Here is a 13,665-nt window from a genome sequence, read left to right as displayed (position 1 = left end):
GCCACAATTATTGATTAACTTAATAAATATTGGAATCAAGAGAGGCGGTATTGAAATGGAAACTTTTAAAAAAGTAACTGTAAAAGCAACTATTAGTGCATCAATCGAAAAAGTATGGGAATTTTGGACAGAACCTGAACATATTAAAAAATGGAATAGTCCTTCAGTCGACTGGCATACACCATTTGCAGTAAATGACTTACGAGTTGGCGGAGAATTCTGTTCAAGAATGGAAGCAAAAGATGGCAGTTTTGGTTTCGACTTTGGTGGGACTTATGATGAAGTAAAAAAATATGAGGTTATCGCATATACTCTAGGTGATGGAAGAAAGGTTAATATCACATTTAATGGTAAAGGAAACGAAACGGAAGTAATTGAAACATTCGATCCTGAAACAACTAATCCTGTTGAGTTTCAACAACAAGGATGGCAAGCAATTCTAGACAATTTTAAAAAATATGCAGAACAAACAAACATATAAATAGATATAAAGAGAATGATGATTTTGAATCATTCTCTTTTTTTGACTTATCACGCTTATAGTTGAAGATCATGAGCAACAATTTATGGCTTTTTTTATTTTAGTATCTGAAATTCAATGTAGTAAGCAAAAATCCTCAAAACTTTAATGAGACTTTTCTGCGAAATGGAGATTAAATAAATGAAATATTATTCAAAAGACTGGTACAACAAAATGCAAGTATATGGTTTCTTCTTGTCCTTTCCAGAAACAAAAGAAGAATGGGATGAATCTATTAAGAATTTTGAATCGTATGGAAGAGATTATATTAAAAACCGTAAAGAAGACTTAGAAATTTTAAAAAATGATTTGCTAAAATTTCTTCCTGAGCCGTTCCATCAATATATTAATGATGGATCATTGAATACATCGTATCCATCGGAAAAACTTAGAAATATGATTAATAATTGGAAGGACGAATACAACCAGCAAATGGAGGATATGGATAAAGAGTATCTATCAATCTATAACTCGAGTAAAGATTTACTTCCATTAAACATTGTAAAATTAAATGAGATTTCATTACATGATTAAAATGTAAAATCTATTGAAAATCCTACAACCGATACATTTGTTATTAATTTAGATTGCGAAGGGGGATTTAATGATTTTTCTGAAATCAAACTTACTATTTTGGGAGTTAATGAAATAATTATGCCTGAGAATATTAAAGGTGGTTTTTGGCTTTACGATGAAGTTTATCCAGCAAAATCAGGCTTTGAACTTCATGTCCTATTCGACATTCCGTTTATAGAATTTAAGATTGTAGCTGAAGATATAGTAGTCGAAGGAAAGAATCATTAGAAAAAAATGGTATAATCGAAGTACAGAAAATATGTAATAAAACATATAAAGAAAGTTCTAATTGAAATAACACATTACAAAAATTAAATTAAATAAAACGACTTTAAAAATACTCAATTAAATAGGGAGAAAAATTGTGATTTTTGATATATTATTTTTTGTATTTTTTATATTTGCATCTTATTATTTTTATAGAAAGTACATATTAATTGGTAATGGAATGAACTATTTTATTGGTTCAAATTCATTTATAGCAGGTTATGGGATTATAAAAGACAATATTCCTGATGAAAAGAAATGGGTTTTTCATATCATAACGGTAATAATAGGCCTATCGATTTTAGCATTAGTTGAATTTTTAAGGAAAAAACAAAAGTTAAAGATCATTAGCTAAGTTTTTTTAATGAGAGAAGTAAAGCACACGGTAAAATGGAATAACTTGTTGAGGAAAAAAAGGGGAATCAACAATGAATAAATTAAAGTCTATAGTAACATACGAATGAAAAAGTATAGGAGCTATTTTATTATTTACCTTTGTGATTGTTTCAATATGGTCAGAACATGATTACGATTTTTACTTTTGGTTGCTAATAATCTCGTTAGTTATTTCTATATTTAGAACAGTATTCAAGATTTTAGTAATATATAAAAGTACAGAACTTTAAGGAATACATATGCATTAATTAGAAGGGCTACTAAGGTAGCCCTTCTAATTGTCTCATCCTAGTTAATACTTGAAAACAAAGGGTCGATATTCACTTTCCAAGGAGAAATCGGTGACGTTCTCACCAAGGTAAAAGAAAGTTTGGTCCTTAACCGACCTTTATTTTTTATAAAAAGAATAACCTCAACTGGGATTTCAGTTGCTAAAGAGGATGGCCCTGATTTCTTTGTTTGGGGCAAAGTCCACTGTATAGCTTCAATTTTTTCTATTTTCTTAAGCTCTTTTTTAATATTTTTTTGATTACTTATGGCAATATTTTTAACCAAGCCTTTATCTCTGTTTTTAATCGTTACGAATAAAACATTTAGCAGTTGGGACGGTGGAAGGTTATTCATATATTCATTAATCTTCCCAGCAGCTTTAAGGATCATCAAATGATGGGAAAAGTCTGCTTTACCTGTCCGATGTGTCGTGCTTCCCATAAAATGAATGCAAAAATGACCACAGAAACCGTTTGGAAGCGAACCTGCACCATGTGGCATTCCGTGCATGGAAGCAGGAATTAGGTTATCATCAGCTAAAATTAATACAGCCCTTCTTCTCCAACTCCAGTTCCCGTCGTATATTTCCTTCATTATCCTTGTATCATCTCTTGTTAAAGGCTGCACATCTGCATGCCTACTACCAGCTCTTCTTTGAACATTAAAGCTTTTGCCGCTTTCCACATCGATTACAGTGAACAACGAGTATTTTGGGATTATTTTGTTAACAGCTTCCCAATCCTGAATTTCTATTTGAAAGCTAATTGGGGTGAGTACTGGTTTGTCTGTCTTAGCGTAAGTAAAATCTGCAAAGCAAATTAATGAAAGGGACAAGATTACAATAAAAAATACTTTTTTCACAACTATATGTCAACTCCGATGTTTAGAATATATCTATTTTGTGTTATTTTTTAGATAAAATTGCTATTAAAAATTTGGAAATAAAAGGTATCCTTTATAAGAAAAATGAGGATTAGTCTATTTTGGGGAATTAACTAGATAACTTCTTAATAAATTTTATTGAACTAAGAAATACTTAGTTGCACAATTTGACCGACTTTTTAGTCGTTTTTTTTTGAAACAAAATATCAGTTAAGGTAAATAAACAAACATAATTGTACTAACAAATAAATAGCTTAAGTTAGATATGGGATTAAATGTTCTCCGACCTTTTTTGATATCCCATAAGTAGAATTGACAGAGCAAGATGCATAATATGATATAAGTGAGTAACTCACTCACTAATAAAATTTAGAAAGGAAAAACTCTAAATGACAAAATCCAATATTTTACCCGATATCTTTTTTCGTAAATTTAATCAAAGAAAAAATGAAAAGAAGTTAGAAATTAATACTGAATATTTGATTAACGAAGAAAAGTATGTAACGATTGGAGGGATTGATCAATGGATTTCAATCCGAGGAGAAGATAGAAGAAATCCTGTTCTTTTATTGATTCATGGTGGTCCTGCCTCAACATATACTATTTTTAGTTCTTTAATACGTCCTTGGGAAAAGCATTTTACTATTGTTCAATGGGATCAACGTGGTGCAGGAAAAACGTTTAAAAAGAATGAGAAAGAAGGCTGTGGTAAAATTACATTACACCAGTTGGCAGAAGATGGAATTGAATTAAGTAATCTTATTTGTAATGATCTTGAGAAAGATAAAATTATATTGGTTGGAAGTTCCGTCGGTAGTCTTATAGCTACATTAATGATTAAGGAAAGACCAAATCTTTTTTTCGCGTATGTAGGGACTGATCAAAACTGTTTTGATTATGAAAATATTGCATACCAATTGGCCATTGATGCCTTGTCTGATGCAGGGAATACGAAAGGAATCAAGAAGTTGAAAGAACTAGGACCAGATCAATCGAAATGGACACTTAAAGATTTTTATAGAAGAAATCAGATCTTAGTAAAATCTATAAAAAATGTTCCTAATATGGTAATGGACCTTATTTTACCTTCAATGCTTTCATCACCACGACATAATATACACGATTTATTCGATATTTTTAAAGGGATGAAATTTTCGGGTGAACAATTGTTTAACGAACTAATGAATTTTAATTATGGACGGTTAGGAACAGTATTTTCAATACCTTTCTTTATTTTTCAAGGAGACAATGATATTATTACCCCTACCAAAAATGCAGAACGATTTTTAAAAGAAATCGAAGCACCTTTAAAAGAGTTTATTTATATAAATAACGCTGGTCATTTAGCTTGCTTTGCTAGACCTGAGCAGTTTTTACAAGAATTAATAAATAGAGTAAGACCATTAGCAATTAATAATTAAGTAAGAATGTATAAATTGGAGTGAGTAAGTTGTTACCAAGAGATCCTAATCAACAAACTGATAGAAAGGTGCTTATAAAACAATCTGCATTGAAAATATTTGCATTGAATGGCTATAAAAATACGAAAACAAGTGTAATTGCAACTGAAGCAAATGTTAGTGAAGGTTTAATTTTTCGCCATTTTCAATCAAAGGCAGAATTGTTTTTTCAAATTATTGAAGGTTTAATGATTGAGTCTCAAAGTGAGTTAAGTTCATTGCAGTTTTTCCAAGGAACTCCTTACCAACTATTAGAATTATTAACTGAAAAAATGTTAGACGAAAATCATAAGTATGCATTTATGATGATCCAACAAGCGAGGAAAAACACCGAAGTACCAGAAAAAGTGACTGAATTATTATCAAAATATTCACCTAATTATTTAATTGATTTACTAATTCCTATATTTATAAAAGGACAAGAAAGTGGTGAATTCTTAAAGGAAGATCCACGAAAAATATTAGTTTGGTATTTCAATGTGATAAATAGTTTAACTATTCAAGATTTAGTTGATAATAAATTCGGTTTACCAGCTGCTGATTTTTTGATGAAAATGTTAAAGGCTTAATTGGTGAAATAAAAATTCTCAGTAATAAGATTTTTACAAGGTTGTCTAATTAGACAGCCTTTTATTTAATTCCAAAAATCAACTTTTTAGTCTAACTGAATCTAAACGAAAAAAAATTCCATAATTAAAATAAATATGGATATTTAAGTCATTTTATTCAAAAAATACTCTTATGCCAGACTATGTAAGAGGAATCTATGAAAAAAATATTAAAATTCATTTTTAAAACTTTAGTACTCCTATTTTCACTATTGGTCATATTATTTGCTTTAAATGAGATTGAAATGGAGAATGCTCAAAAAAAGAATATTTTTACTGAAAAGCCAATAACTTATCCAATGGGACATAGTGATTTGTCGATTTTTACGAACGGAAGGAAGTTAAATAACCAATTATTTCATGATATTAGGAATGCAAAAAAGGAAGTGCATATCTACTTTTTTTCGATTTCTAATGATCGTGTTTCACATGAATTTTTAGATGTTTTAAAAAAGAAGAGTGATGAAGGAATTCCAGTTTATTATGGTGTTGATCGACTTGGTGGAATTTTATTAGAACGGAAAGAAAGAAAATCATTAATCGACCATGGAGTACATTTTACCTATTTTAATAAACCGCAATTATCCTATTTTTTTGCATCGATAAATAACAGAAATCATCGTCGAATGACGATTATTGATGGGGAAATTGGCTATATTGGTGGGTTTAATATAGGTAAAAAGTATATAGATGAAAAAAAAGGATTAAAACCGTGGGAAGATGTTCAGCTTAGATTAGTAGGTAGTGGTGTTGAAGGCTTAGAAAAACAATTTGTACATGATTGGAGAAAAAATTCAAACCAAAAAATTACACAGATGCAGATCAGTAAAAAAATTGGGAGAAGTCAGCATCAATTTGTTTCATATACTAAAATAGGAATTGAGCAAGAATATAGTAAATTGTTTAAACAAGCAAAACATTCTATAACAATTTATTCTCCATATTTTATACCGAATAATAAAGTGATATGGGATACATTATTAGATGCAGCAAATAGAGGAATTGAAGTAAAAATACTATATTCTCATAAGTCAGATGCACTTCTAGTACAACAAGCAGCATTTCCATATATAAAGAAAGCTTGGAAAAATAATATAAAAGTCTATGGGTTTAAAAAAGGTATTTTTCACGGTAAAGTAATTAAAATTGATGATAAAGTACTAATGATTGGTACAACAAATTTTGATTCGAGGTCATTTCATTTAACGGATGAATTGAATTGTTATATATATGATCAACAATTTATCAAACAGGTAGAACCAGAATTAGCTGATGTATTTAATCATGCTTTTCAAATTACGCCTACTTATATTAAAAATTTACCTTTTAAGGAAAAAATAAAAGAAAAAATAGCGAAAGTATTTGAGTTTTATTTATAGGGTAAAAAACTAGTTGTACGTTATTTTTATTTAAAGAATACAATGAAAAAATAATGAAAGATTAATCAAGAAAATTGGTTAATCTTTTTTTTATTTTCAAATATTTATAAAAATACAATTGATTTTATATTTATTCATATTTATAATGAAGAATATAATTTTATAAAAGGGGATATTAAAATGAAAGTTGGTATTATGGGGGCAACCGGATATGGTGGTCTTGAACTCGTAAGATTACTATCAATGCATCCGGAAATAAGCGGTATGAATTTTTATTCAACATCAGATTATACGGAAGATTTGTCTACGTATTATCCACATTTAGCTACTAGTACTAGTGGGGCAATAAAAAAGTGGAATAAAAATAAATCTGTTTCAGAAAATGATATTTTGTTTTTTGCTACACCACATGGAGTTAGCAGTGAATTAATGGAAGAAATCGATTTTTCGAAAACAAAATTAATTGATCTATCTGGAGATTTTCGATTAAAAAAAGAAGAAACATACCAAAAATGGTATAAACATACACATCCTTGTTTTTCAAAAACGAATCAATTTACATACGGACTATCTGAACTTAATCGAGAAGCGATCAAACAATCCAATAATATTGCTAATCCAGGATGTTATCCAACAGCGACACTACTAGGAGTCGCGCCGTTATTAAAGGCAGGAATTGTAGCGAAAAATTCAATTATAGTAGATGCTAAATCTGGAATTTCTGGAGCTGGTAAAACGGCAAATCAAACAACTCAATTTATGAATCGAAATGAAAATCTAACAGCCTATAAAATTACTGAACATCAACATATACCTGAAATTGAACAATTTATTGGATCAATTGATTCAACACAGGATTTTATAACTTTTACACCACATTTAGTTCCAATGACAAGGGGGATTTTGTCAACAATTTATGCTACGTCAACACGTGAAATTAGTAACGAAGAATTAAAAGAAATCTATAACCAAAGTTATGAAGATTCCTATTTTGTGAGAGTAAGAGACGGAGTACCTTGTACTAAAGATGTTTATGGTTCAAATTTTTGTGATTTATATGCTACTTACGACAAACGTACCAATCGAATTACAATCGTTTCTGTCATAGATAACCTTGTTAAGGGAGCGGCCGGGCAGGCAATTCAGAATATGAATTTAATGTTAGGTTTGTCGGATGAAACAGGTTTACAATTTACACCAATATTTCCATAAGGAGAGATAAAAGTTGATAACAAAAGAAAAGAATATAAAAAAAATAAATGGAACAATTACATCACCAAATGGTTTTTATGCTAGTGGAGTTCATGCTGGACTACGTTATAAACGTAAAGATTTAGGGTTAATTTATTCTGAGAAGCCAGCATCAGTTGCGGCAGTTTATACATTAAATTTATTTCCAGCAGCACCAATTGCGATAACAAAACAGAGTATCTCATATAGTAATAAGCTTCAAGCAGTTTTAGTAAATAGTGGTTGTGCAAATGCATGTACAGGTAAAAAAGGAGAAGAGGATGCCTATTTAATGAGAACATGGTGTGCTGAGCATCTTAATTTACCTGAACATTTAGTCGCAATCGCATCGACTGGTGTAATCGGTGAATATTTAAAAATGGATCGATTAAAAAGCGGTATCGACAAATTAACGCTCGGTAATAAGTCGGAAGATGGAGAAGATTTCGGTCACGCAATCTTAACGACAGATACTGTTATAAAAACTACTTGTTATGAAGTATTGATTGACGGAAAGATCGTAACAGTTGCTGGGTCTGCTAAAGGTTCTGGAATGATTCATCCAAATATGGCAACTATGCTTGGTTTTGTGACAACTGACGCTACGATTAGTTCTGGTCAGTTACAAAGTTTACTAAAAGAAGTGACAGATAAGACATTTAACCAAATTACAGTTGATGGAGATACTTCAACAAATGATATGGTTTTAGTAATGGCAAATGGGACAGTTGAACATGAGGAATTAACTGAAAGTCATCCAGATTGGGCTAATTTTGTAGCTGCATTTCAATTAGTTTGTGGAGACTTGGCTAAAAAGATTGCAAGAGATGGTGAAGGGGCAACTAAGTTAATTGAAGTAAATGTAAATGGAGCTTCAAGCCAAAAAAATGCAAATCAAATTGCTAAAACGATCGTCGGATCAAATTTAGTAAAAACAGCTGTTTATGGAGAAGACGCTAACTGGGGAAGAATTATTGGTGCGATTGGATATAGCGGGGTCGAAGGTAAATTTAATCAAATCGATATTTCCATTAATGGTGTAACAGTATTATTTGGTAGCAAACCAGTTGAATTTAATGAAGAAGAGGCTAAAATTGCTTTGAAAAATGAGATTATTTATATTGATGTCCATTTACACGAAGGAGATACACTTGGTACTGCATGGGGCTGCGATTTAACTTATGATTATGTGAAAATAAATGCAAGCTATCGCACATAAGGGGGAATTAAACAGTGGAAACAGTAGTTATTAAACTTGGTGGTAGTTTAATCCATAACCTATCAAATACATTCTTTGAAAATATAAATCAATTAAAAATGAGTGGTAAAAAAGTCATCCTTGTACATGGAGGGGGACCACTTATAAATAACTTATTATTAAAGTTTTCAATTCCAGTTGAAATGGAAGACGGCATTCGTAAGACGTCATCGGAAGTTTTAGAAATTGTAGAATATGTCCTAAATGGAAAAATCAATAAAGATTTAACGATTATTTGTAATCAATATAATATTAAAGCTATTGGACTATCAGGATGTGACAATCTATTACTTGAAGCTTCACTTTATAATAAGGGAAAATTAGGTTGGGTTGGAGAAATTGAGGATGTAAATACGAATCTATTAAATTTACTACTTAATAATGATTTTGTACCTGTTATTTCACCTGTCGGGGTGGATAAAATTGGCCAAAAATATAATATTAACGCAGACGAAGCAGCAAAAAGTATTGCCAAGGCAATGAATGCGGAATTACTCTGCTTTATTACAAATACAAGTGGTGTTTTAGATCTAGAACAAAAATTGATTGAAAAGATTACGCCTAGTGAAGTTGATAAATTAATTGATGAAAAAACTATTTATGGTGGAATGATTCCGAAAGTTACGAGTGCCTTAAATGCATTAAATATAGTAAATTCAGTGGCGATTGTTGGTGAGAATTTCTTAAATGAAAATGGAACGATTAACGGTACAGTATTTACAAAAGGAGTTGTGTTAAGTGAGTAATTTATTTCCAACTTATAATAAAAAAAATATTAATTTTCAAAACGGAAAAGGTACTTACCTATATGATGACGAAAATAACAAATATCTAGATTTTTTAAGTGGAATTGCTGTTTGTAACTTAGGTCATTGTCATCCAAAAGTTGTAAATGCACTAAAAGAACAAGTAGAATCAATTTGGCACGTATCAAATTTATTTACAATAAAAAAACAAGAAGAGCTAGCTAAAGTTTTAGTAAAAAGCTTTAAGGATGGTTTAGTATTTTTCTGTAATAGTGGGACAGAAGCGAATGAGGCAGCTATAAAATTAGCTAGAAAACATTCAGGTAAATCTCATATAATCAGTTTTAAACAAAGCTTTCATGGACGTACATTTGGATCAATGGCTGCTACAGGTCAGTCTAAAATTCATGAAGGATACGGTGAAATGTTAAGTGGTTTTACATATGTACCATATAATGATTTGAATGCTTTACAAAATGAAATTAATGAAAATACTGGAGCAATTATTTTGGAGGTAATCCAAGGTGAAGGTGGTGTAATCGTTGGTAATAATGACTTTTTTGAAGGGATTCAAGTTCTTTGTAAAAAACATGAATTATTACTCATTGTTGATGAAGTACAAACCGGAGTGGGCAGAACAGGAACAATGTTTGCCTATGAACAAACTCCATTAAATCCAGATATTATTACGCTAGCAAAAGGTTTAGGGAATGGTTTTCCAGTTGGCGCAATGCTCGGTAAGAACAAGCTAGCAAACACATTCTCGTTAGGAGCGCATGGTTCAACTTTTGGCGGAAATTATTTAGCAATGGCGGCTTCTTTTGAAACAATCAATCTTATTAATGAGTTACAATTTTTAAATAGTGTAAAAGAAAAAGGACAGTATTTATTTGATAAATTAGCTGAAATAAAAGAAGAGTTTCCGCAAATAGTAGAAATACGCGGGAAAGGGTTAATGGTTGGTATCGAGTTAAATCTATCTGTGAATCAACTAGTGGAGCAATTTTTAAAGAATGGTTTAATCGTTGGTACTGCAGGAACTAATGTATTAAGATTATTACCGCCGATCAATTTATCATACGAAGAAATAGATGAAGCAATCCAAATAATGAAACAAGTTCTTTCTTCTTATTTTTTAGATAGCCAAGTTAAATGATGGATAGTATATTTTGACTAGAAGGCATTCATGGACATATACCATGATGCCTTTTTATTATTTAGGTCTTTCTGCTTGATTCGTAAAAATAGATTGAAAGTTGAATTTATTTTTTAGATAATGGAATAATCACTTTTATTGGGGGAGGAGCTAGGGGATGTATCATATTCGTGTAAGAGCATGTGCTTTAATTGTTGAAGATGATTCAGTTTTATTTATTCAATTTACAGATGAGGCCGGAATTCACTATAATTTACCAGCTGGCGGTACCGAACCTGGTGAGACAATTATTGAAGCTGTAAAAAGAGAAGCATTTGAAGAAGCAGGTGTAGAAGTTGAGGTTGGGGAACTAGTATTTGTTTCAGAAAATGCACCTCATATGACCGGTCATAGAATACATGGATTAAGTTTAATGTTTCGTTGTCATATTAAAGAAAACTCAATTCCTACGATGCCACCAAATCCAGATCCAAATCAAACTGGCGTAAAATGGGTATCAATTAATGATTTAGACAATATCATCTTATATCCAAATATTAAAGATCAAATTATTCAATATGCAAAAGGTAAGTACCAAAATAATCGATTAATTGAAGAGTACAAATTAAAAGAACAACTAATTTGATTATTCTCTCCATCTTTCATCTAACGGAAGTTGAGTTTCTCAAAGTGATTTTAAAAATAAGTGAGGGAGTCAATTTTTCTACTTATACAAAAAGCAATTGTACTTCAGTTCAACTCTACATTTTTTAGAAACTTCAAACATTAAAAACAATTCTTTATAGAAAAGGATGATTAAATGATAGCTCTTCCAGATCAGTTTATAAAAACCATTAAAGATATCCATAAAGAAAAAGGAGAGATATGGCTCAGAAATTTTGATGACTTATGTAATAGAAGTGAAATTCGATGGAATATGAAAATATTCTCTCCATTTGCATTATCATATAATTTTGTAGCGCCAATTTTAATTGATGGTCAAAAAAACGCAGTGATTAAACTCGCAGTCCCAAATGAGGAATTTAATAGTGAGGTTGAAGCATTAAGAGAGTTTAAAAATAAAGATTTTGTTAAAGTTATAGATTTCGATCTTAATGAAGGGATCCTAATTTTAGAACAACTTTTGCCTGGTGATACTCTTGCTACGATTGAAAATGAACAAGAGGCAATGGGCATAGCCGTCAAAGTGATGAAAAATTTATGGAAAGCCGCACCTAAATCCACTAGAATACCTTCCATATTAAGTAGTGAAAATAGCTTAAGTCGAATTGTTGAAAAATTTCCCAATGGCTTAGGCCCTATTTCAAAAGAAATGCTATTAGATGCGTATACTATTTTTAAGGAAATGAATTGTACACAATCTACAAAATACTTACTTCACGGGGACTTACATCATTATAATATATTAAATGCCGGAGAAAGCTCATGGAAAGTAATTGACCCAAAAGGATTAATAGGCGAAAGAGAATATGACATCATTCAGTTTCTTTTGAACAACTTAGAAGGAAAAGATATTTCTACGACTCTAGAAAATCGAATTGAACTACTAGTAAAAGAATTAGATCTAAATAAAGAAAGAGTACTCCTGTGGGGTTATTCGCATGCTGTATTATCAACTTGTTGGAGTTTAGAAGATGAAGGAACTTATAATGAATATTTTTTTCAGGCTATAAATGTTTTTAAAGATTTACATACAAAATTTTATTAGTTTTTTATTGGCTGAAATAGTAGGATCGGTTAGAGTAGATATTTGATTTTCTTATACAACTATGTAGCAGTTTAGCTCCATAAGAATATTTTTGTGTCAAAAAAAGCGAAATTACCCCAAATTACAGTAGTAGTTCTTTACTGTATAATCAACTTTGTGGGAGTAACTGGAAATTTGAAACAAAAATATAAATAGTAGTACATAGTATGAAAAATAAGAAACAATATTTCTCTCTTTTTATAGTAATAGTTGTTGTATCTTCAATTCTATTATATAAGCACCAAACTGATGCTGAAACTGTAAAGGTAAAAATAGGACAATTAAATCAGTTCACGAAGGACGAAATAAAGGCAGCAGTAAGAACTGTAAAGGAAAAATTCAAAGGTTATAAAGGGTGCACATTGACAGATCTATGGTACTCAGAAAAAGATTCTCTTGCTATCACCAAAGATTATATGAATAATGGTGGAGGCTATGAAACAGTTGTAGGCGATAAAAATGTAATTGTTTTGCTTTCAAACTTTAAAGTCGATTCTTCCGGTGGTGATGGAAGTTGGAAGCCCAATTCAACTCAGACTAGATATACTTGGACTTTAATAAGAAATAATGAAAAGGGAAAATGGAGAGTTGAACAAGCGGAAGATAATTATACTGATGCTGATCATGTAAAAGTAAGAATAGGTTTATCTAAAAAGTTCACGAAGGACGATATAATCACTGCGTTTGAAAACGTCAAGAAAGAATTCAATAAGGTTGATACTAACAAAGGATGCACAATTACAGAACTACACTATTCAGAGTTTCAAGCGATAGAAGCAGATACAATTCAAGCTTATATGGAAGATGAAAATGCCATTGTTGTCTTTTCTACCATTAAAACTGCTCCTACAGTTGTAGGTGGTTGGGAGGCAAATAAAATGAAGGATAATTTTGGTTGGACGCTGGTTAGAAATAGTAAAAAAGGAAAATGGAGAGTTAAAGATGCGGGATATGCATTTGATTTAAATTTATTCTTTTTAACTAATGCAATGCTTTAGTTTAATTAGAAACCAATACTTATCAGAAGATGTATTAGAGGAAAAAAGGAAAAGAAAATATATGCGATTAATAAATTGGACTTATATTATTATAGTCGTTATTGTATTTTTTGGAAGTTAAGCCCAACTAACGCAGTGCATTACTTGATAAACACTAGCTGCAAATATGCGG

General features: G+C 30.7%; 13 protein-coding genes and 1 pseudogene. 13 read left to right on the top strand and 1 reads right to left on the bottom strand.

What is annotated here, in order from left to right:
- The first annotated feature begins 55 nt into the window (after nucleotides 1–55).
- The 3 genes and pseudogenes from COI44_RS19725 (at nucleotide 56) to COI44_RS19710 (ending at nucleotide 1,718) form a co-directional block, all read left to right on the top strand.
- The gene (locus COI44_RS19725; RefSeq protein WP_098429463.1) at nucleotides 56–481 is read left to right on the top strand and encodes an SRPBCC family protein; all 426 of its coding nucleotides are present in this window, start codon (nucleotides 56–58) and stop codon (nucleotides 479–481) included.
- A gap of 180 nt (nucleotides 482–661) precedes the next feature.
- Nucleotides 662–1,324, top strand: a pseudogene (locus tag COI44_RS24730) (DUF4085 family protein).
- Nucleotides 1,325–1,460: 136 nt separating this feature from the next.
- Nucleotides 1,461–1,718: a hypothetical protein gene (locus tag COI44_RS19710; protein WP_098429460.1), complete on the top strand. Its 258-nt coding sequence runs from the start codon at nucleotides 1,461–1,463 to the stop codon at nucleotides 1,716–1,718.
- A 329-nt stretch (nucleotides 1,719–2,047) separates the two neighbouring features.
- Here the strand turns inward: COI44_RS19710 and COI44_RS19705 are convergent, their stop codons facing one another.
- Entirely contained in the window at nucleotides 2,048–2,890 is an 843-nt protein-coding gene (locus COI44_RS19705) for a hypothetical protein (protein ID WP_098429459.1), read from the bottom strand.
- Nucleotides 2,891–3,300: 410 nt separating this feature from the next.
- Between COI44_RS19705 and COI44_RS19700 the strand changes: the two genes are divergently transcribed.
- The 10 genes from COI44_RS19700 to COI44_RS19655 all read left to right on the top strand — a co-directional run bounded on the left by COI44_RS19700 (nucleotide 3,301) and on the right by COI44_RS19655 (nucleotide 13,493).
- Nucleotides 3,301–4,332 (top strand): alpha/beta fold hydrolase, encoded by a 1,032-nt coding sequence (locus COI44_RS19700; RefSeq protein WP_098429458.1) that lies wholly within the window; start codon nucleotides 3,301–3,303, stop codon nucleotides 4,330–4,332.
- A 29-nt stretch (nucleotides 4,333–4,361) separates the two neighbouring features.
- Nucleotides 4,362–4,940: a TetR/AcrR family transcriptional regulator gene (locus COI44_RS19695; protein ID WP_286164003.1), complete on the top strand. Its 579-nt coding sequence runs from the start codon at nucleotides 4,362–4,364 to the stop codon at nucleotides 4,938–4,940.
- 197 nt (nucleotides 4,941–5,137) lie between these two features.
- Nucleotides 5,138–6,358 (top strand): phospholipase D-like domain-containing protein, encoded by a 1,221-nt coding sequence (locus tag COI44_RS19690; RefSeq protein ID WP_098429456.1) that lies wholly within the window; start codon nucleotides 5,138–5,140, stop codon nucleotides 6,356–6,358.
- 180 nt (nucleotides 6,359–6,538) lie between these two features.
- On the top strand, nucleotides 6,539–7,570 hold the full coding sequence (argC, locus tag COI44_RS19685) for an N-acetyl-gamma-glutamyl-phosphate reductase (protein WP_098429455.1): 1,032 nt from the start codon (nucleotides 6,539–6,541) through the stop codon (nucleotides 7,568–7,570).
- Between the two features lie 13 nt (nucleotides 7,571–7,583).
- Nucleotides 7,584–8,807 (top strand): bifunctional ornithine acetyltransferase/N-acetylglutamate synthase, encoded by a 1,224-nt coding sequence (gene argJ / locus COI44_RS19680; RefSeq protein ID WP_098429454.1) that lies wholly within the window; start codon nucleotides 7,584–7,586, stop codon nucleotides 8,805–8,807.
- A 14-nt stretch (nucleotides 8,808–8,821) separates the two neighbouring features.
- Complete coding sequence (gene argB, locus COI44_RS19675; protein WP_098429453.1) at nucleotides 8,822–9,592, top strand: acetylglutamate kinase; 771 nt, start codon at nucleotides 8,822–8,824, stop codon at nucleotides 9,590–9,592.
- On the top strand, nucleotides 9,585–10,748 hold the full coding sequence (locus COI44_RS19670; protein ID WP_098429452.1) for an acetylornithine transaminase: 1,164 nt from the start codon (nucleotides 9,585–9,587) through the stop codon (nucleotides 10,746–10,748). Before argB ends, COI44_RS19670 begins: the two co-directional genes overlap by 8 nt.
- A gap of 157 nt (nucleotides 10,749–10,905) precedes the next feature.
- On the top strand, nucleotides 10,906–11,373 hold the full coding sequence (locus tag COI44_RS19665) for an NUDIX domain-containing protein (RefSeq protein ID WP_098429451.1): 468 nt from the start codon (nucleotides 10,906–10,908) through the stop codon (nucleotides 11,371–11,373).
- A 174-nt stretch (nucleotides 11,374–11,547) separates the two neighbouring features.
- Nucleotides 11,548–12,456 carry an aminoglycoside phosphotransferase family protein gene (locus tag COI44_RS19660; protein ID WP_098429450.1) on the top strand — a complete coding sequence of 303 codons (909 nt, stop codon included), beginning with the start codon at nucleotides 11,548–11,550 and terminating at the stop codon, nucleotides 12,454–12,456.
- A gap of 206 nt (nucleotides 12,457–12,662) precedes the next feature.
- Nucleotides 12,663–13,493: a hypothetical protein gene (locus tag COI44_RS19655; protein ID WP_098429449.1), complete on the top strand. Its 831-nt coding sequence runs from the start codon at nucleotides 12,663–12,665 to the stop codon at nucleotides 13,491–13,493.
- The last annotated feature ends 172 nt before the right edge of the window (nucleotides 13,494–13,665 follow it).

This window comes from Bacillus sp. AFS088145 (assembly GCF_002564465.1).
Classification (GTDB): domain Bacteria; phylum Bacillota; class Bacilli; order Bacillales; family Bacillaceae_G; genus Gottfriedia.
Note: the sequence above shows the minus strand (reverse complement) of the source record. Positions and strands in the feature narration are given on the sequence as shown.

Excerpts from the sequence above, each read along its gene's own strand:
- COI44_RS19655 (WP_098429449.1), top strand. The coding sequence starts at position 12,663 with ATGAAAAATAAGAAACAATATTTCTCTCTTTTTATAGTAATAGTTGTT.
- argC (WP_098429455.1), top strand. The coding sequence starts at position 6,539 with ATGAAAGTTGGTATTATGGGGGCAACCGGATATGGTGGTCTTGAACTC.
- COI44_RS19700 (WP_098429458.1), top strand. The coding sequence starts at position 3,301 with ATGACAAAATCCAATATTTTACCCGATATCTTTTTTCGTAAATTTAAT.
- COI44_RS19660 (WP_098429450.1), top strand. The coding sequence starts at position 11,548 with ATGATAGCTCTTCCAGATCAGTTTATAAAAACCATTAAAGATATCCAT.
- COI44_RS19725 (WP_098429463.1), top strand. The coding sequence starts at position 56 with ATGGAAACTTTTAAAAAAGTAACTGTAAAAGCAACTATTAGTGCATCA.
- COI44_RS19690 (WP_098429456.1), top strand. The coding sequence starts at position 5,138 with ATGAAAAAAATATTAAAATTCATTTTTAAAACTTTAGTACTCCTATTT.
- COI44_RS19665 (WP_098429451.1), top strand. The coding sequence starts at position 10,906 with ATGTATCATATTCGTGTAAGAGCATGTGCTTTAATTGTTGAAGATGAT.